This window comes from Novosphingobium kunmingense (assembly GCF_002813245.1).
Lineage (GTDB): Bacteria > Pseudomonadota > Alphaproteobacteria > Sphingomonadales > Sphingomonadaceae > Novosphingobium > Novosphingobium kunmingense.
Window position 1 is genome coordinate 348421 of the sequence record NZ_PHUF01000003.1, and the last position, 20979, is coordinate 369399.

The following is a 20979-nucleotide window of genomic DNA, read 5'->3' on the forward strand; positions in this document are numbered from 1 at the left end:
GATGGAACAAACCCGTGCCGCAACGGATCGTGAGGACGACCTGCCGGTCTCCATCATCCCGTCCGACAAGCCGCGATCGCAGCTGTATGCCCGCATTTTCAGCGCGCTGATCTCGGGCGCGATGATCGTCGCCGTGCTGCGCGAAGTGTGGCAGCTCGACTTTTCGCAGGTGGCCGAACTGTTCCCGTCGAGCGCCCTGTTCTGGACGCTGTTCGTGCTGACCTATCTGTCGGGCCCGTTCGGCGACTGGCTGATCTACCGCTATGTCTGGACGCTGCCTATCACCGCCTTCGGGGCCTGCGTGCGCAAGGTAATTAGCAACGAATTGCTGCTCGGCTATCTTGGCGAAGTGCAGTTCTACAGCTGGGCGCGGGCGCGGCTGTCGATGGTTGCCGCCCCGTTCGGCGCGATCAAGGACGCGACGATCCTCTCGGCGCTGACCGGCAACGCGGTGACCGCGGTCATGCTCGTCTTCGCCTGGCCGCTGGTGTCGTCCGGGCAACTGGGCGTCGGGCTGCGCGATGCCTACCTTTCGCTGGGCGTGGTGCTGGTCACCTCGATCGCCATCGTGCTGTTCCGGCGGCGTTTGTTCAGCTTGCCGAAACACCAACTCTACATAATCACGCTGATCCATGTTGGGCGGATCATCATCACCCTGACGATGTCGGCCTTGCTGTGGCACCTGGTCCTGCCGGCCGTGCCGGTCACCCTGTGGTTGGTCCTGGCCACGCTGAGAATGCTGATTTCGCGGTTGCCGCTGCTGCCCAACAAGGATGTCGTCTTTGCGGGAATCACCGTCTTCCTGCTTGGACACGAAAACGAGGTTGCCAGCCTGATCACGCTGATGACCGGGCTGCAACTGGCCAGCCACCTGGTGGCGGGAACGGTTTTCGGCCTTCTGGATGTCGTGAATGCGAGGAAAATGAAATGACGTTGCGTTTCGCCCTGCCCCTTCTTGCCGCCGCGCCGCTCCTGGCGGCGGCAGCGCCGGCGCTGAAGTCGTCGCCCGAACTCGGCAAGGCCGAGGGGCGCTGCCGCGCCGGGGAAACGGGGCCGGCCTTCCTGGTCTCGGTCGCGGGGATGAAGGATCGGACCGGCAACCTCAAGCTTGAGGTCTATCCGGCAACCGACGCCGATTTCCTGGCCGACGACAACATCCTCCTCAACGCGGGCAAGACCTTCCGCCGGGTCGAGGTGCCGGTGCCGGCGGGCGACACGCCCGAACTGTGCGTCCGCATTCCCGGCCCCGGCCGCTATGCCGTGACCGTGCTGCACGACCGCGACACCAACCGAAAGTTCGGCTGGACGGTCGACGGGATCGGCTTTTCCGCCAATCCCAAGCTCGGCTGGTCCAAGCCCAAGGCGGCCAAGGCCAGCATTGCTGCCGGTGCTGGACTGACCCGAATTTCCGTCGTGATGAACTATCGGCGCGGGCTGGGCGTGGCGCCGCTGAGGCAGTAAGGCGGGAAGGAAGCAAGGGGGGGCACGCCTGTGCGCATCGTCGATGTCTGCGCCTTCTATTCCCCGCAGGGCGGTGGGGTGAAGACCTATGTCGAACAAAAGCTGCGCCTTGGCCCCGAACTGGGGCACGAGATCGTCATCCTTGCCCCCGGCGACAAGCGCGAGGTGATCGAGCGCGGGCCCGGCGCGCGGATCGTCACCCTTCCGAGCCCGCGTTTCCCGCTCGACCGCAAGTACTGGTATTTCGACGACGAACACGCCTTGCATGCCGAACTGGATGCGCTGGCACCCGATTTCGTCGAGGCGTCCTCGCCCTGGCGCAGCCCCTCGTTCGTGGCGCGCTGGCCATCGTCGGTGCCGCGCGCGCTGGTGATGCACGCCGATCCGCTGTCGGCCTATGCCTATCGCTGGTTCGAGCCGCTGTTCAGCCGCGAGCTGATCGACCGCCAGTTCAAGACCTTCTGGGAACACATCCGCGAACTGGGCGACCGGTATGATCGCGTGGTCTGCGCCAGCCGGGAACTGCAGGAGCGGCTGCGCGATGGCGGGGTCGCCAACACCGTGCTGCACCCGATGGGGGTCGAGGAAGGGCTGTTCTCGAAGGAGCGCCGCGACAGGCAGGTCCGCCGCCACCTGCTCGAACTGTGCGACCTGCCCGAGGACGCCACGCTGCTGATCGGGGTCGGACGGCTATCGGCGGAAAAGCGCTGGCCGCTGGTCGTCGATGCGGTGATGGCGGCCAGCAACCGCCACCCGATCGGGCTCGTCATCCTGGGCGACGGCAACAAGCGCAGCCGCATCGTCAAGCAGCTGTTCGGCAACCCGCATATCCGCCTGCTGACCCCCGAGCGCGACCGCGGCCGCTTCGCCACGATCCTGGCCAGTGCCGACGCGCTGATCCACGGCGGCGAGGCGGAGACCTTTTGCCTCGGCGCGGCCGAAGCGCGGGCCAGTGGCATTCCCGTGATAGTGCCCGACCGCGGCGGCGCGGCCGATCACGCTGCCGACGGGGCGGGGCTGACCTATGCGGCGGGCAGTGCCGAATCGGCTGCCGAAGCGATCCTGCGCCTGATCGAGGGCCCGCCCCTGCCGCTCGACGAGGTCCCGCCGAGCGAGACCATGCGGGGCCATTTCGCCAAGCTTTTCGCCGATTACGCCGGCCTCGTCGAAGGCCGGCGCGCCGTCGCCTGAGCGGGCGACAAACTTGACAGAATGGCCCTGACGATTTAGTTACACGTGAAACCAAATTGTGTGGAGCGCGTGACCATGGCCGACCTGTTCGACAATCCGCTGGGCCTCGACGGGTTCGAGTTCATCGAGTTCTGCGCGCCGGAGAAGGGCGTGCTCGAACCGGTCTTCACCGCCATGGGTTTCACCGAGATTGCCCGCCACCGGTCCAAGGACGTGACGCTGTGGCGGCAGGGCGCGATCAACCTCATCGCCAATTACGAGAAGCACAGCCCGGCGTGGTACTTCGCTCAAGAGCACGGCCCTTCGTGCTGCGGCATGGGCTGGCGCGTACGCGATGCGGCCAGGGCCTATGACGAGGCGATCGCCCGCGGCGCCGAACCGGTCGAGGGCCGCACCGGGGTAATGGAGCTGCGCCTGCCGGCCTTCCGCGGGATCGGCGGCTCGATGATCTACCTGATCGACCGCTATGGCTCCAAGGAATCCGGGGACCTGTCGATCTACGACATCGATTTCGTCTATCACCCGGGCGTCGACCGCCACCCCGTCGGCACCGGGCTCGACCTGATCGACCACCTGACCCACAACGTCTACGGCGGGCGCATGGCGCACTGGGCGTCGTTCTACGAACGCATCGCCGGCTTCCGCGAGATCCGCTATTTCGACATCAAGGGCGAATACACCGGCCTTACCTCCAAGGCGATGACCGCGCCCGACGGCAAGATCCGCATTCCCCTCAACGAGGAAGGCGCCGGCGGCGGCGGGCAGATCGAGGAATACCTGCGCGCCTACAACGGCGAGGGGATCCAGCACATCGCCTTTGCCTGCGACGATCTTTATGCGGTGTGGGATCGGCTTGCCGCACTCGGCACGCCCTTCGCCCCCGCGCCGCCGGCGACCTATTACGAGATGCTGGACGAGCGGCTGCCCGGTCACGGCGAACCGGTGGCCGAGCTGCAGAGCCGGGGCATCCTGCTCGACGGGTCGACCGAGGACGGCGATCCGCGCCTGCTGCTGCAGATCTTCAGTCAGACCATGATCGGCCCGGTGTTCTTCGAATTCATCCAGCGCAAGAAGGACGAAGGCTTCGGCGAAGGCAACTTCACCGCGCTGTTCAAGTCGATCGAGGCCGACCAGATCCGCCGCGGCGCGCTGGCCGTCGAAGGGGCCGGGCAGTGAGCGCGCACCCGGTCAAGCTGGGCGGCATCCACCACGCCGCCTATCGCTGCAAGGACGCGGCCGAAACCGTCGAATGGTATGGCCGCGTGCTGGGCATGGATTACACCACCGCCTTTGCCGAAGATCACGTGCCTTCGACCGGGGAGTTCGATCCCTACATGCACGTGTTCCTAGAAGCCGGGAACGGCAACGTCCTGGCCTTCTTCGAACTGCCCGGACAGCCCGCGATGGGCCGCGACGAGGCGACCCCGGCCTGGGTCCAGCACCTGGCCTTCCGCGTGCCCGACATGGCCGCGCTGCTCGCCGCCAAGGCGCATATCGAAGCACAGGGCATCGACGTGCTGGGGCCGACGCACCACGGCATCTTCCAGTCGATCTACTTCTTCGATCCCAACGGTCACCGCATCGAGCTGGCGTGCGATATCGGCACGGCCGAGCAATACGCCGAACTGAAGCGTGTCGCCGCGCCGATGCTGGACGAGTGGAGCCGCACAAAGCGCGCGCCGCGCCACGCCGCCTGGCTGCACGAAGGCGCGCAGGCGCCGAACGAATAGCGGATCAGGCTTCGCCCGGCGCCGTGACCCTCGTCATGGCGAGGGCGGCGAGCACCAGACTGCCGGCGGCAAAGGCCATGGTCCAGATCGGCTCGCCCGGGAAGAAAGCCTTCATGATCGATCCCATCACGGTTGCGACCAGCAATTGCGGAATCACCACGAAGACGTTGAAGAGGCCCATGTAGATGCCGAGCTTGGCCTGCGGCAGGCTGGAGGCGAGGATGGCGTAGGGCATCGCCAGGATAGAGGCCCAGGCAATGCCCACACCGATCTCGCTGGCGATCAGCCACTGCGGGTCCTTGATCACGAAGAAACTGGCATAGCCGGCAGCGCCCGCCAGCAGGCACAGCATGTGCGTCTTCGCCTTGCCCAGGCGGCGCGACAGCAGCGGCAGCAGCGCCAGCGCGGCGACGGCGGCGACGCCGTTGTAGACCGAGAACAGCACACCGACCCAGTTGCCCGCTTCCTGGTAGGCGGCGCTGTCCGGATCGGCCGAGCCGAAGAAGTCCTGCGCCACGATCGGCGTCGTGTTGATCCACATGATGAACAGCGCCGACCAGCTGAAGAACTGAACTACGGCCAGCCGTTTCATGATCGGCGGCATGCCCGAAAAATCGCCGACGATGCTGGCCAGCATGCCCTGGCTGCGCCCGGCGCGGGCGAGGCGGATGGCGATATAGCTCAAGAGGCCGTACCCGATCAGCAGGGCGGCCAGCAGGTAGACCTCCTTTTCCAGACCGAACTGCTCGGTAATCACGGTCAAGAGCGCACCGGCCGCGATCCACCAGAACGATGGCCCGCTGCCGCGCGCGGCAAGCGCGGCGCTGGTATCGGCGTGCGCTTCGGCGCCTTCCCCGAAGGCGGCTTGTTCCTCCGGCGAATATTCGCGCGTCGACAGCACGGTCCACATCACCGCGGCGAACAGCGCCAGCCCGCCCGCCCAGAACGAATAACGCACCGTATCGGGAATGCCCCCGCCCGGCGCTTCGTTGGCGACGCCAAGGTGATCGAGCAGATAGGGGAACAGCGATCCGACCACTGCGCCAAGGCCGATGAAGGCGGTCTGCACCGCGTAACCCGACGTGTGCTGGTCCTTGCGCAGCATGTCGCCGACAAAGGCGCGAAACGGCTCCATCGAGACGTTGAGGCTGGCGTCGAGCAGCCACAGCAGCATGGCGGCGGCGAGCAGTACCGGGCTCAGCGGCATCAGCAGCAACGACAGCGCGGCGAGCACCGCACCGGCCACGAAGTAGGGACGCCGGCGGCCCAGGCGTCCCAGCCAGGTGCGGTCCGACATATGGCCGATCACCGGCTGGACGAGCAGGCCCGTCAGCGGCGCCGCGACCCACAGCGCGGGAAGATCGTCGAGACTGGCGCCGAGCGACTGGAAAACGCGGCTCATGTTCGCGTTCTGCAGGGCAAACCCGATCTGGATGCCGAAGAAGCCGAAGCTGATATTGGCCAGCCCGGCCCAGCTCTGCCGTGGTTTTTCCATGCGGTTACATCTCTCCCTTGTGCCTGCGGGCTGGCACGAAGGCCGCGCGCATACAATTGCGCATACGAATACGTCAGCCGGACGTGCTGCGCCGGACGATCAGTTGCGCCGGAATCGCGCGGTTGGGGATCGGACGGTCCTCGATCTGGGCGAGCAGAGTTTCGACCAGCAGTTCGCCCGCCTGTCGCAGGTCCTGCATCACGGTGGTCAGCGGCGGATTGGTCATGCTGGCAGCAGGCTGGTTGTCGAAGCCGACAACTGCGACGTCGCCGGGCACGCGCAGGCCCGCAGCGGCAAGCGCGCGCATCGCGCCGATGGCGATCAGGTCGCTCGCCGCGAAGATCGCATCGAACGCCGTGCCCTTGGCCAGCAGGTCTTCGACCGCCCTCTGGCCGTCATCCTCGAAACTTACCCCGCCGCGCACCAGCGTCGGATCGGCCGCCAGGCCCGCTGCCTCGAGCGCCTCGCTGAGCCCGCGGTAGCGATCGGCAAACTCGGGGTAATGCTCGTCGGCCTGGCCGATGAAGGCGATGCGGCGGCGGCCGAGGCCCAGCAGGTGCTCGCCCGCGCTGCGCCCGGCGCCGACATTGTCCGAACCGACCGTGGCGCCGATCGCATCCTCGCTTACAGAACCCCAGCGCACGAAATGCGTGTCCTGGCCGACCAGCGTTGCGAGCCGGCTCTTGTAGAGCGTGTAGTCGCCATACCCCAGCAGGATCAGCCCGTCGGCACGGTGGCTGTCCTGGTAGCGCATGTGCCAGTCGTCCTCCATCTTCTGGAACGAGATCAGCAGATCGAAGCCGCGGCTGGCGCAGGCGCGGGTAATCGATCCCAGCATCGACAGAAAGAAGGGGTTGATCTTGGAATCGTCGGGGGTCTGCTCTTCGAAGAACAGCAGTGCGATGGTGTTCGAGCGTTGCGAGCGCAGCGACGAGGCGTTCTTGTCGACCGAGTAGTTCAGCTCGCGCGCGATTGCCTCGATCCGCTGGCGCGTGGCGAGGCTGACCGAGCGCGAGCCGCGCAGCGCCCGGCTGACGGTCGGCTGCGATACGCCCGCGATATAGGCGATGTCGAAGCTTGTCGGCTTGTTGGACCGCTTGCGACCCATCGCATCTCCTTGCCGCCCGTGACGGCACCCGTGTCCGCCGCGCAACAGGGCAGCGCCTGCATACTATGCGTATACGTATGCCATCTTTCGGGCATACCGCAAGCCGACGTAATGCACCCTCGATAGCGCAGCAATCCTTTGCATTGCGCGTGAGTTTTGGGTCGTACCGCCGGGACCCGGGGACAAGCCGGCGAGGTTTTGGGAGAGTTCACTGTGGCACTTCGCACCCGTTTCAACGGACGCCTCGGCGCGTCCGCCATCGCATTGACCGTATCGGCTTTTGCGCTGCCTGCCGTCGCTTCGGCGCAGGACGCGAACGCGCCTGCCGACGAGGGCGCCGCCGACAGCCAGGAAATCGTCGTCACCGGCTTCCGCGCCTCGTTGCAGAACGCGGTCAACGTCAAGAAGCGCGCCGAAACCATCGTGGAATCGGTTTCGGCCGAGGACATCGGCAAGCTGCCCGACGCCTCGATCGGTGAATCGATCGCCCGCCTGCCTGGCCTGACCTCGCAGCGCCTGGCTGGCCGTGCCAACTCGGTGGCGATCCGCGGCCTCGGTCCGGACCTGTCGTCGACCACGATGAACGGCCGTCCGCAGACCTCGACCGGCGAACAGCGCAACGTCGAATTCGACCAGTATCCGTCGGAAACGGTCAGCCGGGTCGACGTCTACAAGACGCCGATGGCCAGTCTGATCCACCAGGGCCTGGTCGGCACCGTCGACATCCGCACCATCCGTCCGCTCGAAATCCGCGACCGCGTGCTCTCGTTCGGCGCGCGCGGCACCTATGTCGACACCGGCAAGGTCAACGCCGAATCGCGCGACAAGGGCTTCCGCGTGACTGGAACCTATGCCGACAAGTTCGCCAACGACACGATCGGCGTGGCGCTTTCGGCCGCCTATACCGACGATCCTTACCAGTCGACCGAGTTCGAGGCCTGGGGCTACAACCAGGTCAACGGCAACTACGTGGTGGCGGGAATCAAGCCCTTCGGCGTGTCGTCGCGGGTCAAGCGCGCCGCCTTCCAGGGCACGCTGCAGTGGCAACCGACCGACACCCTGACGCTCACGGCCGACGGGTTCTACTCGCACTTCACCGACAAGCAGATCAAGCGCGGCATCGAATTCCCGCTGGCCGCCGGCCTGGGCTGGAGCGCGGTCACGCTGACGCCGACCGGCACCGAGGGCAACCTGGTAACCAGCGGCACTTTCGGCAACATCGGCGCGGTGGTGAACAACCACGGCTACGAGCGCAATTCGGACATCTTCAGCGGCGGCTTCAACGCCAAGTACGATGGCGACGACGGCTGGTCGGCGATGTTCGACTTCGGCTATTCGCGCACCGACCGCAACGAGCTGAGCCTTGAAACCAACGCCGGCACGCCGAACGTGGCGGGCAAGGTGCTCGACACGCTGAACTTCGTCAGCGGTCCGAACGGCACCAGCTTCACCAGCAACCGCCTGAACTATGCCGATCCCAACCTGATCGTGCTGACCGACCCGCTGGGCTGGGGCGGCGGCGCGCCGACCGGTCACCAGGAAGGCTACTACAACGACCGCATCATCGACGACGAGATCAAGAGCTTCCAGACCCAGGTCGCGCGCGAATTCGAGGACGGCTTCGTTTCCAAGGTCAGCGTGGGCCTCGCCTATACCGACCGCAAGAAGTCCAAGACCCCGGTCGAGAACTACCTCAACCTGGCGAACGGCGCGCGCACGCTGGTGCTGCCCACCCAGTACCGCCTGCCCGACACGAACCTGGCGTTCGTCGGCGCGGGCCCGATGCTGAGCTACGATCCGTTCCAGCTGCTGGCCGACGGCGTCTATGTCGCCGTGCCCAACATCAGCAAGGACATCCCGGCCAAGGCCTATCAGGTAACCGAACAGCTGATGAGCATGTACCTGCAGGCTGATCTGCGCGGCAGCGTTGGCGACGCCGACCTGACCGGCAACGTGGGTGTCCTCGCCACCAACACGGCGCAGCGCTCGCGCGGGATCGTGAATCTCGCCACCTTCCCCTCGACCCAGGAATACCGCACCGAGGGCGCGGATTACTGGGATGTGCTGCCCAGCCTCAACCTCGCGCTGCGCTTCCCCAGCGATTTCGTGGTCCGCTTTGCCGCGGCGCGCGAGATCCAGCGTCCGCGCCTCGACGACCTCAAGGTCAGCCGCGAGTACAGCTACAGCACCACCAACTTCAAGATTTCGGGCAGCGGCGGCAATCCGCAGGTGCGTCCGTACCGCGCGTGGGCGGCCGACCTCAACTTCGAGAAGTACTTCGCCGCCAAGGGCTATCTGGGGCTGCAGCTGTTCTACAAGAAGTTCGACAGCTTCATCTACCGTGCGCCCGAAGCGTTCGATTACAGCGGCCTGCCGATCACCGTTCCGCCGGGCCTTCCGGTCGACTACAACGGCACGATCACCCAGCCGACCAATGTCAGCAACGGTTCGCTCTACGGGGCGGAACTGGCCGGCACGCTGCCGTTCGAAATCTTCACCTCGGCGCTCGAAGGGTTCGGCATCACCGGCGGCGTGGGCTATACCGAGACCAGCATCACGGCCAAGGCCGGTGGCACCTCGGAAGACATCCCCGACTATTCGAAGTGGGTCGCCAACGCGACGGTGTTCTTCGAAAAGGCCGGCTTCAACGCCCGCGGTTCGGTGCGCTACCGTTCCGACTTCCTGGGCAAGTTCGTCGGCTTCGGCGGCGAGCTTGAGGACCGCCGCGTGCTGGCCGAAACAGTCATCGACGCGCAGGTCGGATACGACTTCCAGCCGGGCAGCGTGCTTGAAGGTCTGTCGCTCTATCTCCAGGGCCAGAACCTGACCAACGAGCCGCAGGTGTCGGTGCTGACCGCCGGACCGATGCAGGTGAAGAACTACTTCAGCTACGGTCGTCGCTACATGGCGGGCTTCACCTACAAGTTCTGACGCAAAGGCGGTATTCGGGGTTCTGCGGATGCGGAACCCCACCCATACCCGGCCCCAGCGGAGACCTTGCATGAACGGTGACACAGCCAGGCGGATCGTGATCGTGGGCGGCGGGACATCCGGATGGATGACCGCTGCCGCGCTGGGGCGCTTCCTCGGCCCGCCCTGGCAGGTCACGCTGGTCGAAAGCGAAGAGATCGGCACCGTCGGGGTGGGCGAAGCCACGATCCCTATGATCCGCAACTTCAACCTTGCGCTGGGCATCGACGAGGCCGAGTTCCTCGCCGCCACGCAGGGCACCTACAAGCTGGGCATCCAGTTCGAAGGATGGGGCGGATTCGGGCAGACCTACATGCATGCCTTCGGCATGGTCGGGCGTAGCCTGGGCCTGCTGCCGTTCCACCAGTACTGGCTGCGCGGGCGGGCCGAAGGACTTGCCGGGCCGCTGGGGGACTATGTCCTGAACGCGGTGATCGCCGGACAGAACCGCTTCGCCCATGTCGAGCGCCGGCCCGGCAGCCCGCTGCCGGCGGTGCCCTACGCCTACCATTTCGACGCTTCGCTCTATGCGCGGTTCCTGCGCCGCTTTGCCGAACTGCGCGGCGTCACCCGGCGCGAAGGCCGAATTGCCGAAGTCGCCCGCCACGGCGAAAACGGCGATGTCGCGGCCGTGATCCTTACCGATGGAACGCGGATCGAGGGCGATTTGTTCGTCGACTGCTCGGGTTTTCGCGCACTGCTGTTGGGCGAGGCGCTAGGCGTGCCTTACGTCTCGTGGGCCAAGTGGCTCGCCTGCGACCGCGCCGTGGCCGTGCCCAGCCGCCGCTGTGATCCGCTGGTGCCCTATACCCGCTCGATCGCGGAGCCGGCTGGCTGGCGCTGGCGCATCCCGCTGCAGCACCGCACCGGCAACGGCCACGTGTGGTGTTCGGACCATATGGGCGAGGACGAGGCGACGACGCGGCTGCTGGCCGGCCTCGATGCCGAGCCGTTGGCCGATCCGCGCGTGCTGCGCTTTACCGCCGGTCGACGCGAGCGCTTCTGGGAACGCAATGTCGTTGCCATCGGCCTTGCTTCGGGCTTCATCGAGCCGCTCGAATCGACCTCGATCCATCTTGTCCAGACGGCGATCAACCGCCTGCTCGACTTCCTCCCCAGCGGCGCGGTGGCGGCTGCCGATCGCGACGGATTCAACCGCCTGGCGGTGTGGGAAATCGAACGCATCCGCGATTTCGTTGTCGCGCATTACGTCTGCAACGGCCGCGCCGGCGAGCCGTTCTGGGATTACCTGCGCACGGTCGACCTTCCGGAGACCCTGGCAGAACGGATCGCGATGTTCCGCGCCACGGGGCGGATCGTGCGCGAAGGCGACGAACTGTTCGACGTGGTAGGCTGGGCCCAGGTGCTGATCGGGCAGGGCGTCATCCCTGATGCCTGGCACCCGCTGGCCGACCAGCCCGACCGCGACCAGCTTGCCGGCTTTTTGGACACGCTGACCACCGCCTACCTCCGCGATGCCGAGCGGATGCCCGCCCATGCCGATCACGTCGCCCGGTTCTGCCCGGCAGGAGACATCGATGTTGCTGCGTAAAGTCCTTTTCGCTGCCCTGCTGGCGGCACCCCTGCCGTTGGCGGCTCAGCCGGCCGCGGCCGATTTCCGCGCCCGCACGCCCGAGCAGGAGGTCGTCTATTTCGTCCTGCCCGACCGCTTCGAGAACGCCGATCGCAAGAACGACAAGGGCGGGATCAAGGGTGACCGGCTGAAGACAGGTTTCGATCCGGCGCACAAGGGGTTCTATCATGGGGGCGACCTCAAGGGCCTGACCAGGCGGCTGGATTATATCCAGGGCCTCGGCGCGAGCGCGATCTGGGTCGGGCCGGTGTTCAAGAACAAGCCGGTGCAAGGCCCGCCCGGACAGGAAACCGCGGGGTACCACGGCTACTGGATCACCGATTTCAGCCAGGTCGACCCGCACCTTGGCAGCAATGCCGATTTCAAGGCGCTGGTCGATGCCGCCCACGCGCGGGGGATGAAGGTCTACATGGACATCATCGCCAACCACACCGCGGACGTGATCCAGTACCGCGAGGTCGGGCCGCAAGGCTATCCCTATCGCGGCAAGGCCGACTATCCGTATTCGCGCCGTGGCGGCGTTGGCGGGGCGCCGATCAACCCGGGCTTTGCCGGCGATCACGATGCAGCACCTGCCAACTGGGCGAAACTGACCGATCCGGCCTTCGCCTATACGCCCTATGTCCCAAAGGGCGAGGAGAAGGCCAAGACCCCGGCCTGGCTCAACGATCCGGTCTGGTACCACAATCGCGGCAACACCGACTGGAAGGGCGAAAGCGCGCAGTACGGCGATTTCGTCGGCCTTGATGACCTTGCGACCGAGAACCCGCGCGTCATCGCCGGCATGATCGAGATCTATGGCGACTGGATCGATCGCTTTGGGATCGACGGCTTCCGCATCGATACCGCCAAGCACGTCAATCCCGAGTTCTGGCGCGCCTTCGTGCCCGCCATGCTCGAACGGGCGAAGGCCCGGGGTATTCCCAACTTCCACATCTTCGGCGAGGTGGCGACCGGCGACGTCGATCCGGCATTGCTGGCCGGCTGGACGCGCAACGCGGGCCTTCCCGCGAACCTCGATTTCGCCTTTGCTCGAGCCACGGTCGACGCGTCGAGCGGCAAGACCGGGACCGACATCCTTGCCCGCCTGTTCGACGACGACGTACTTTATGAAGGGGGCAAGGCGGCCGCGCTGCGTCTGCCGACGTTCCTGGGCAACCACGATGCCGGTCGCTTCGCCTATTTCCTCAAACAGGCCAAACCGTCGATCGCGGCAGACGAATGGCTGGCCAGGACCAAATTGGGCCACGCGATGATGCTGACCCTGCGGGGCGTTCCGGTAGTCTACTACGGGGACGAACAGGGTTTTGCCGGGATCGGCGGAGACCAGTCTTCGCGCCAGGACATGTTCGCCAGCAAGGTTGCCGAATACAACGCCGAACCGCTGGTCGGGACGGCGGCGACCACGGCCAGCGCCAATTTCGAACCCGGCCACCCGCTTTACCGTTTCATCGCCGACCTTGCCAGGCTCCGGCTGGCCACCCCGGCCTTGACCGGCGGGGCGACAACGGTGCGCGCCAGTTCGGACAAGCCCGGACTGCTGGCCGTGTCGCGGTTCGATCCGGTTACGGGGCGCGAGGTGGTGATCGCCTTCAACACCTCGACCGCGCCGCTGACGAATAGGATTGCAGTCGATCCGGCCAGCCTTGCCTTCACATCGCTGGCCGGTCAGTGTCCGGTGTCTGCGGACGCCCCGGGCAGCTTGAGCCTTACCCTTCCCCCCCTTGGCTTCGCCGTCTGCGCGGCGGGCCAGTGAACGCGACCGATTGTGCGATGAACAGATTGTCTCCCATTCCGACCGCTGCGTCCGACACTGCCGCGCACCCATGGTGGCGTGGCGCGGTGATCTACCAGATCTATCCGCGCAGCTATGCCGATTCCAACGGTGACGGCATCGGCGACCTGCCAGGCGTGACCGCGCGGCTCGATCACATCGCCCGGCTGGGCGTCGACGCGATCTGGCTGTCGCCGTTCTTCACCAGTCCGATGAAGGACTTCGGTTATGACGTTGCCGATTACTGCGACGTCGATCCGATTTTCGGCACGCTGGCCGATTTCGACGCGCTGGTCGCGCGGGCGCATGCGCTCGGCCTCAAGGTGATGATCGACCAGGTCTATGCCCACACCTCGGACCAGCACGCCTGGTTCGCCGAAAGCCGGCAGAGTCGCATCAACCCCAAGGCCGATTGGTACATCTGGGCCGACGCCAAGCCCGAAGGCTCGCCGCCGTCCAACTGGCAGTCGGTCTTCGGCGGACCGGCCTGGACCTGGGACGCGCGACGCGGGCAGTATTACCTGCACAACTTCCTGTCGAGCCAGCCACAGCTCAACGGCCACAACCCGGACGTGCAACAGGCGCTGCTCGACGTGGCAGGGTTCTGGCTGGACCGGGGCGTCGACGGGTTCCGGCTCGACGCGCTGAACTTTGCCATGCACGATCCGGCGCTGACCGATAATCCGCCCGCGCCCGACGACGGCAAGCCGCGCACCCGCCCGTTCGATTTCCAGCTGCGCAAGTTCAACCAGAGCCACGCCGACATTCCCGCCTTCATCGAACGGATCCGCAAGCTGACCGACAGCTACGATGCGGTGTTCACCATGGCCGAAGTCGGCGGTGAAGAGGCGCTCAGCGAAATGCGGCTCTACACCCAGGGCAGCACGCGGCTGAATAGCGCCTACGGCTTCGACTTTCTCTATGCCGATGCGCTCGATCCCAAGACCGTGGCCGAGGCCCAGTCCGACTGGCCCGACGCCAAGGGCACCGGCTGGCCAAGCTGGGCCTTCGAGAACCACGACGCGCCGCGCGCCCTCTCGCGCTGGTGCGCGCCGCGGGACCGCGACGTCTTCGCCCGGCTCAAGATGCTGCTGTTCATGTGCCTGCGTGGCAACGTGATCCTGTACCAGGGCGAGGAACTGGGCCTGACCCAGGTCGACATCCCGTTCGAGCAGCTCCAGGATCCCGAGGCGATCGCCAACTGGCCGCTGACCCTGTCGCGTGACGGCGCGCGCACGCCGATGCCGTGGACCGCGCAGGACGAACACGGCGGCTTCACCGACAGCCAGCCGTGGCTGCCGCTCGGCAAAGACAACCTGTCCCGCGCCACCGACCGGCAGGAGTGCGACCCCGCCTCGCTGCTCAACCTCACGCGCGACCTCGTGGCCCTGCGCAAGGCCGATCCGGCGCTGCGCGAGGGCACGTTCGAGACGCTCCTCGCCGATGACAGCGTGCTGGCTTTCCGCCGCCGCGCCGAGGGACGCTCGCTCCTGTGCGCCTTCAACCTGTCAGCCCAGCCGCAAGCCTGGCCGGTAAAGGCGCCCGGCACCGTGCTGATCGCCGTCAACGGGGCGCAGCCCGGCAGTCATTTGCCCGCCTTCGGCGGGATCGTGATCGAAGAGGAAGCCTGATGCGCTATCTTTACCGCTCCATCGCGCTGCTGGCGCTGGGAATCTCCGCACCGGCCCTGGCCCAGGCCACCGCGCCCGTGACCGCGACCTCGCCCAACGGCTCGATCGTGGTCGAGGTCAAGACGGTCGAGGACGGCCGGCTGGCCTATACTGTCACGCGCAAGGGCAAGCCGATCCTGGCCCCCTCGCGGCTGGGGTTCCTGTTCACGGATGCCGAAAAGATCGACCGCAGCCTTGCGATCACCGGCACGGAGCGCGCCGACAAGGACGAGACTTGGCAGCAGCCGTGGGGCGAATGGCGCCAAATCCGCAATCAGTACCGTGAACTGACCGTCCACGTCGCCGAAACCCAGCGCAACAAGCGACGCTTCGACGTACGGTTTCGCATCTACGACGACGGTGTCGGCTTCCGCTATGAAGTTCCGGCGCAGGCACAGCTGGCCCGCGCCAACATTGCCGAGGAACTGACAGAATTCGCCTTCGCCAGCGATGGCACGGCCTGGTGGAAGCCAGCGTTCCTGTGGAACCGCGAGGAATACCTCTACAACAAAACGCCGCTTTCGGCGCTCGGCACCGCCGACACCCCGGTCACGATCAAGCTTGAAGACGGAACCCACGTCGCGCTCCACGAAGCGGCGCTGGTCGACTATTCGGGCATGGCCGTGGCACGCAGCGGCGGCACCACGCTGCGCGCGGCGCTGACGCCGGGCGCGGGCGCGGCCAAGGTGGTCAAGAACGGGGCGTGGACCACGCCGTGGCGCACCCTGATCGTCGCCGACGATGCCGCCGGTATCTATTCCAGCCACCTGATGCTGAACCTCAACGAACCCAACAAGCTGGGGGACGTAAGCTGGTTCAAGCCGGGCAAGTTCGCTGGCGTGTGGTGGAACATGATCAAGGGCGAATGGTCGTGGGCGCGCGGACCCAAGCACGGCGCCACCACTGCCAACGTCAAGCGCTACATCGACTTTGCCGCCGCCAACGGCATTCCCAACGTTCTGGTCGAAGGCTGGAACGTGGGCTGGGACGGCGACTGGTTCGGCAACGGCTGGGCGATGGACTTTGCCCAGCCGACCGAGGATTTCGACGCCGGCGTGCTGGCCGCCTATGCGAAAAAGAAGGGCGTGCAGCTGGTCGGCCACCATGAGACCGGCGGCGCTGCCAGCCATTACGAGAACCAGTTCGACAAGGCGTTCAAGTTCGCCGCCGATCACAACATCACGGTGGTCAAGACCGGCTATGTCACCGATGCCGGGCAGATCGAGCGGGTCGACGCCGACGGCACCAAGTACCGCGAGTGGCACGAGGGCCAGTGGATGAGCAACCACTTCGTCCGCGTCGCCGAAGCCGCAGCGAAGTACAAGGTTGCCTTCGACAGCCACGAACCGATCAAGGGCACCGGGCTGCACCGCACCTATCCCAACTGGGTGTCCCGCGAAGGGTCGCGCGGGATGGAGTACAATTCCTGGGCCGGCAAGAACCCTCCCGAGCACGAAGCCAATCTGGTCTTCACCCGAATGCTCGAAGGGCCGATGGACTTTACCCCCGGCGTGCTCAGCCTGACGGGGGAGAATGGCAGCGCGATCCTGTCGACCGAGGCCAAGCAGCTTGCGCTTTACGTCGTCCTCTATTCGCCGGTGGTCATGGCCGCTGACACGCCCGAAAACTATGCCAGGCACATGGACACCTTCAAGTTCATCCGCGACGTGCCGACCGACTGGGAGGATACCCGCGTGCTCAATGGCGAGGTGGGCGACTATGTCACCATCGCGCGGCAGGTGCGCGGCGGCAAGGACTGGTACATCGGCGGCATCACCGACGAGGAGGCGCGCAGCGTCAGCTTCGACCTCTCGTTCCTGAAGCCAGGCGTGACTTACACCGCCGAGATCTACCGCGACGGGGACGATGCCGACTACCGCACCGACAAGCGCCACAGCGTCGCGATCGAGAAGCGCGTCCTCAGATCGACGGACAAGCTGTCCCTGCGCATGGCACCGGGCGGCGGCTTTGCCATCCGCCTCAAGGCCGGGAAATAGCGCGCCGCGTCAGCTCGGACGGTGCAGGGCCGTGCTGGCCTTCATCCGCTCCATCGAGAAGCTGGAGCTGACGTCGGCAAAGTCGGGCACGGCGGCGATCAGCTTGCGGTAGATCCGGTCGTAGTGGGCGATGTCGCGCACCGCGAGCTTGAGCAGGTAATCGACGTCCCCGGCCATGCGATGGCATTCGGCAATTTCGTCGATCCCGGCGACCGCGCGCGAAAAGGCGTCGAGCCAGACCGGATCGTGGCGGTTGGTGCGGATCGCGACGAAGACCGTGGTGCCAAGGCCGACCTTGTCGGGATCGAGTAGCGCCACCCTGCGGGCAATCACGCCGCTGTCCTCGAGCCGCCGGATACGGCGCCAGCAGGCGTTGTGCGACAGGCCGACCCGCTCGCCGATCGCCTGGACCGATTGCGAGGCATCGCCCTGCAATTCGCGCAGGATTGCCCAATCCAGCAAATCCATCCTGATTTCATCGCTCATAGGTTGATAAGATTACCCTATTTTATCGAAATTGCCAGAGAATAGGCGAAGAAATTGCGCTCGCACGGTGGCATCATCCCCTTACACAACAGGAGCTGCCCCATGCCGATCGCCAAGCTGTTTACCGACCACCCCGCCAGCGTCGGCGAAACCTATGGCGAGCATCTGGCGATGGCGACCGGCTTTGGCCTGCGCATGGTGCTGGGTGGCCTCGCCTGCATGGTACACGGCCTGCTGCCGTTCCTGTTCGTCAAGACCGGCAGCAAGCAGATTACCACACTGCATTCGACCATGGTGGCCAACCGCAACCGCAAGGCGATGTCGGCAATCCTGGATTTCGTGATCTGACGACAAGGGGCGCGGAACCCACGTTCCGCGCCCCCTTTTACTGCCAACCGGCGGTTCTGCGTCAGTTGCCGCCCAGCGCCTTGTCCTCGTTGGCGCGCTTGATCACCCAGAGGCGGATTTCCTCGATCTGCTGAGGAGTGAACTGGCCCTTCCAGGCGACCATGCCGTTGTCCTTCAACAGGCCGTCGTGGACGATCTCCTGCCACAGCTTGGGATTGCCCAGCGCGGTCGAATGGCGCAGGTCGGGGTTGAGCGCACCGGCCACTGCGCCGCTGCCGTGGCAGACCGAGCACGAGTTGGAATAGTACTTCATCCCCGCGGCGAACTGCTGTTCGGTGCCGGTGGTCGGCGGCGGATCGAGCACCCGCTTGGCGCTGGGCGGCATGGCCGGCAGCGCCCCCTTGGCGCCGATCTTGAACACCAACAGGCGGCTGATGTTGGGGGTGATCTTCTTGCTGACCTGGGCGCCGGCCGAGACGTCCCAAACCCCGCCCCATCCGGCAAGGACCGCGACGTACTGTTCGCCGTCGATCATGTAGGTCATCGGCGCGGCGAGCACGCCGCTCTGCGTGCCGAACGACCACAGCTTCTTGCCGGCGTCGGCGGAATAGGCGTTGAACTCGCCCGTTGCGGTGCCCTGGAACACCAGGTTGCCGGCCGTCGCCAGCGTGCCGCCATTGGTCGGCATCGGATAGGGCACCTTCCACTTCACCTTGCCCGCCACCGGATCGAAAGCGACCAGCGCGCCGTTGATCGCCTCGACAGTCGCGGCGCGAACCGCCTTGTCGGGGGGCAGGTTGCCGGCGCTGACATCGAGGCCGAGCTGGAAGCCTGTCGTGCCCGGCTTCCAGTCGGGATCGGGCGCATAGAGCTGCGGCGTGTTGTTGGTCGGGATATAGACCAGCCCGGTCCTCGGGCTGAAGCTCATCGGGGTCCAGCTGTGCGCGCCGACCGCGCCCGGCGATCCGACGAAGGGCTTGCCGGTGATCTCGTACTTGGCTTCCGGGTTGACGTTGGGCTTGCCGGTCACCGGATCGAGCCCGCTCGCCCAGTTGATTCCGTCGACGAAAGGCTTGCCCGAGATGAACTTGCCGGTCTTCGCGTCCAGCACATAGAAGAACCCGTTCTTGGGCGCGTGCATGATCACGTGCTGGACCTGGCCGTCGATGGTGAGGTCCGCGACGGTGATCTGCTGGTTGCTGTCGAAGTCCCAGCGGTCCTCCGGGGTTTCCTGGAAGTGCCAGGCATATTCGCCGGTGTCGGCGTTCACCGCGACGATCGAGGCGGTGTAAAGGCTGTCGCCGGCGCCGCCGGTGTTACGATAGGCCGGGTTCCACGGCTCGGCATTGGCGGTGCCGAAGTAGACCAGGTTGGTGACGGGATCGTAGGTGATCGAATCCCACACCGTTCCGCCGCCGCCCAGCTTCCAGAAATCGCCGCTCCAGGTCTTGAGCGCCGCATCGAGATGTTTGCCCTCCTGGGCCTTCGACGGATCGCCGGGCACGGTGTAGAATCGCCACGCCTCGTCTCCGGTCTGGGCATCGAAGGCAGCAAGGTAGCCGCGGGTGAAGTATTCCGAGCCAGCCGAGCCGATCAGGACCTTGCCCTTGACGATCCGCGGCGCGCCGGTGATCGCCATCTTGCTGCCTTCGGGAATGGTCGGCTTGTCCCACACGACCTTGCCGGTCTTCTGGTCGAGTGCGATCAGCCGACCGTCGAGCGTGCCGACATAGACCTTGTCGCCATAAAGCGCGACGCCGCGGTTGACCGCATCGCAGCACACATCGACCAGCTTGGCGCGGGGTACCTGCGGATCGTAGGACCATTTGAGCGCGCCGGTCTTGGCGTCAAAGGCCTTCACCATCGACCAGGCGGTCGAGATGTAGAGCGTGCCGTCGTGCATCAGCGGGGTCGCTTCCTGGCCGCGCGCGGTGTCGAGATCGGCGAACCACGCCAGGCCCATCTGCCCGACATTGGCATCGCTGATCTGGGTCAGCGGGGAAAAGCGCTGCTCGGCATAGTCGCGCCCGTAGCTCAGCCATTCGCCCTCCGCCGCGCCGGCGATCATGGCGTCGGTCACCCCGCTGGTGGCCGCAGGCGACGGTTCCTTGGCGGTGTTGCAGGCTGCCAGTGCCAAGACGGCCAGGCCGGCCAGTATTCTGCGGTGCATGCTCAGTTCCCTCTCCGCTCGATGCCCACCTTGGCCGGTGGGTCAGTCGTGATGTTTCGCCGCAATAGCGGCCCGATTGCAACTTTAATCGCCGGCTTAGTTTCTCAGAGGATGAAGTGGTCCCCCGCCGCGCGGATGGTGATGTCGCCAAGCGAGACGCCCCACGGCTGGTCGATCGCGGTGATGATCGCATCGGCAATATGCTCTGGTGCAAGCGAGGCATAGGCGATCCCTTCGGGGTCGAGCCGGTCGGCGGGAAAGGTCCCGGCCTGCATGGCCTCGATCATCGCGCCGAAATCCCCCGCGTTCTGGCCGAGTATGCCGACGCTTGCGGCAGGGTTGATGACGCTGCCCGACAGACCCGTGGCGGGAACGCCCGTGGGCTTGACGATCGTCACCTTGATCTTGCCGCGCGCTTCGACGCGCAGGCTTTCCGACAGGAAGTTCACCGCCGCCTTGGTGGCGCCATAGACCGCCGCTCCGGTGACGGGGAAATTGCCGTAGATCGACGACACGTTGATCACGTGCCCGCGGCCCTGGGCAATCATCGCGTCATAGGCGGCGACCTGGCCGTTGAGCACGCCCTTGATGTTGATATCGATGCAGCGCAGCCACGCGGCGTGGGCAGCTTCGTGATCGGCAAAGAACGCCAGCGGCATGATACCGGCGTTGTTGATCATCACGTCGACCGCCCCGAAGGCATCGTTTGCCGCGGCCACCAAAGCCTTCATCGCGGCGATATCGGTCACATCGACGCCGATCGCCTGCGCTTCGCCGCCATGATCGCGAATCTGGCCTGCGACAGCTTCGGCGGCGTCACAGTCGATGTCCCCCAAGGTCACGCGGGCTCCCCTGGCGGCAGCCTTCTGCGCAACCAGCCGGCCAAATCCGCCGCCGCCGCCTGTTATGACGATCGACTTTCCGCGCACGTGATCGGACATGACCTCTCCTTCGTTTAATCGTCCGATTAACTTAGCGTCTGAGG

The 20979-nt window shown here is 65.8% G+C and carries 16 protein-coding genes; 11 read left to right on the plus strand and 5 right to left on the minus strand.

All coding sequences use genetic code 11. The features are described 5' to 3' along the window. Position 1 precedes the first annotated feature (1 nt). The 5 genes from B0I00_RS07725 (at position 2) to B0I00_RS07745 (ending at position 4382) form a co-directional block, all read left to right on the plus strand. On the plus strand, positions 2-931 hold the full coding sequence (locus B0I00_RS07725; RefSeq protein ID WP_100866807.1) for a hypothetical protein: 930 nt from the start codon (positions 2-4) through the stop codon (positions 929-931). Further along, positions 928-1461 carry a DUF2141 domain-containing protein gene (locus B0I00_RS07730; RefSeq protein WP_100866808.1) on the plus strand — a complete coding sequence of 178 codons (534 nt, stop codon included), beginning with the start codon at positions 928-930 and terminating at the stop codon, positions 1459-1461. The genes B0I00_RS07725 and B0I00_RS07730 overlap by 4 nt, the downstream gene beginning before the upstream one ends. 30 nt (positions 1462-1491) lie before the next feature. Further along, positions 1492-2652 (plus strand): glycosyltransferase, encoded by a 1161-nt coding sequence (locus B0I00_RS07735; protein WP_100866809.1) that lies wholly within the window; start codon positions 1492-1494, stop codon positions 2650-2652. A 75-nt stretch (positions 2653-2727) separates the two neighbouring features. Then, positions 2728-3828 carry a 4-hydroxyphenylpyruvate dioxygenase gene (hppD, locus tag B0I00_RS07740; protein ID WP_100867154.1) on the plus strand — a complete coding sequence of 367 codons (1101 nt, stop codon included), beginning with the start codon at positions 2728-2730 and terminating at the stop codon, positions 3826-3828. Then, a complete protein-coding gene (locus B0I00_RS07745; RefSeq protein ID WP_100866810.1) occupies positions 3825-4382 on the plus strand; it encodes a VOC family protein in 558 nt (185 codons plus the stop codon). Before hppD ends, B0I00_RS07745 begins: the two co-directional genes overlap by 4 nt. 4 nt (positions 4383-4386) lie before the next feature. On the opposite strand, the gene B0I00_RS07750 is transcribed toward B0I00_RS07745, so the two are convergent. Together B0I00_RS07750 and B0I00_RS07755 are read right to left on the minus strand one after the other, a co-directional pair. Next, on the minus strand, positions 4387-5877 hold the full coding sequence (locus tag B0I00_RS07750; protein WP_100866811.1) for an MFS transporter: 1491 nt from the start codon (positions 5875-5877) through the stop codon (positions 4387-4389). Between the two features lie 73 nt (positions 5878-5950). After that, positions 5951-6985 carry a LacI family DNA-binding transcriptional regulator gene (locus B0I00_RS07755; protein WP_100866812.1) on the minus strand — a complete coding sequence of 345 codons (1035 nt, stop codon included), beginning with the start codon at positions 6983-6985 and terminating at the stop codon, positions 5951-5953. 213 nt (positions 6986-7198) lie between these two features. Here B0I00_RS07755 and B0I00_RS07760 point away from each other — a divergent pair, with 213 nt between their 5' ends. The 5 genes from B0I00_RS07760 (at position 7199) to B0I00_RS07780 (ending at position 16990) form a co-directional block, all read left to right on the plus strand. Continuing rightward, on the plus strand, positions 7199-9916 hold the full coding sequence (locus tag B0I00_RS07760) for a TonB-dependent receptor (protein WP_100866813.1): 2718 nt from the start codon (positions 7199-7201) through the stop codon (positions 9914-9916). Between the two features lie 70 nt (positions 9917-9986). Continuing rightward, a complete protein-coding gene (locus B0I00_RS07765) occupies positions 9987-11507 on the plus strand; it encodes a tryptophan halogenase family protein (RefSeq protein ID WP_100866814.1) in 1521 nt (506 codons plus the stop codon). Further along, positions 11494-13305 (plus strand): alpha-amylase family glycosyl hydrolase, encoded by a 1812-nt coding sequence (locus B0I00_RS07770; protein ID WP_100867155.1) that lies wholly within the window; start codon positions 11494-11496, stop codon positions 13303-13305. The genes B0I00_RS07765 and B0I00_RS07770 overlap by 14 nt, the downstream gene beginning before the upstream one ends. Before the next feature lie 17 nt (positions 13306-13322). Beyond that, on the plus strand, positions 13323-14954 hold the full coding sequence (locus tag B0I00_RS07775; protein ID WP_100866815.1) for an alpha-amylase family glycosyl hydrolase: 1632 nt from the start codon (positions 13323-13325) through the stop codon (positions 14952-14954). Continuing rightward, entirely contained in the window at positions 14954-16990 is a 2037-nt protein-coding gene (locus B0I00_RS07780; RefSeq protein WP_100866816.1) for a glycoside hydrolase family 97 protein, read from the plus strand. Before B0I00_RS07775 ends, B0I00_RS07780 begins: the two co-directional genes overlap by 1 nt. 9 nt (positions 16991-16999) lie before the next feature. On the opposite strand, the gene B0I00_RS07785 is transcribed toward B0I00_RS07780, so the two are convergent. Then, positions 17000-17476, minus strand: a complete 477-nt coding sequence (locus B0I00_RS07785) for an Lrp/AsnC family transcriptional regulator (RefSeq protein ID WP_198519171.1) — start codon at positions 17474-17476, stop codon at positions 17000-17002. A gap of 102 nt (positions 17477-17578) precedes the next feature. Here B0I00_RS07785 and B0I00_RS07790 point away from each other — a divergent pair, with 102 nt between their 5' ends. Next, a complete protein-coding gene (locus B0I00_RS07790; protein WP_100866817.1) occupies positions 17579-17824 on the plus strand; it encodes a DUF6356 family protein in 246 nt (81 codons plus the stop codon). 61 nt (positions 17825-17885) lie between these two features. On the opposite strand, the gene B0I00_RS07795 is transcribed toward B0I00_RS07790, so the two are convergent. Then, entirely contained in the window at positions 17886-19994 is a 2109-nt protein-coding gene (locus B0I00_RS07795) for a PQQ-dependent dehydrogenase, methanol/ethanol family (RefSeq protein ID WP_100866818.1), read from the minus strand. Between the two features lie 104 nt (positions 19995-20098). Beyond that, positions 20099-20935 (minus strand): SDR family oxidoreductase, encoded by an 837-nt coding sequence (locus B0I00_RS07800; protein WP_100866819.1) that lies wholly within the window; start codon positions 20933-20935, stop codon positions 20099-20101. Positions 20936-20979 lie beyond the last annotated feature (44 nt).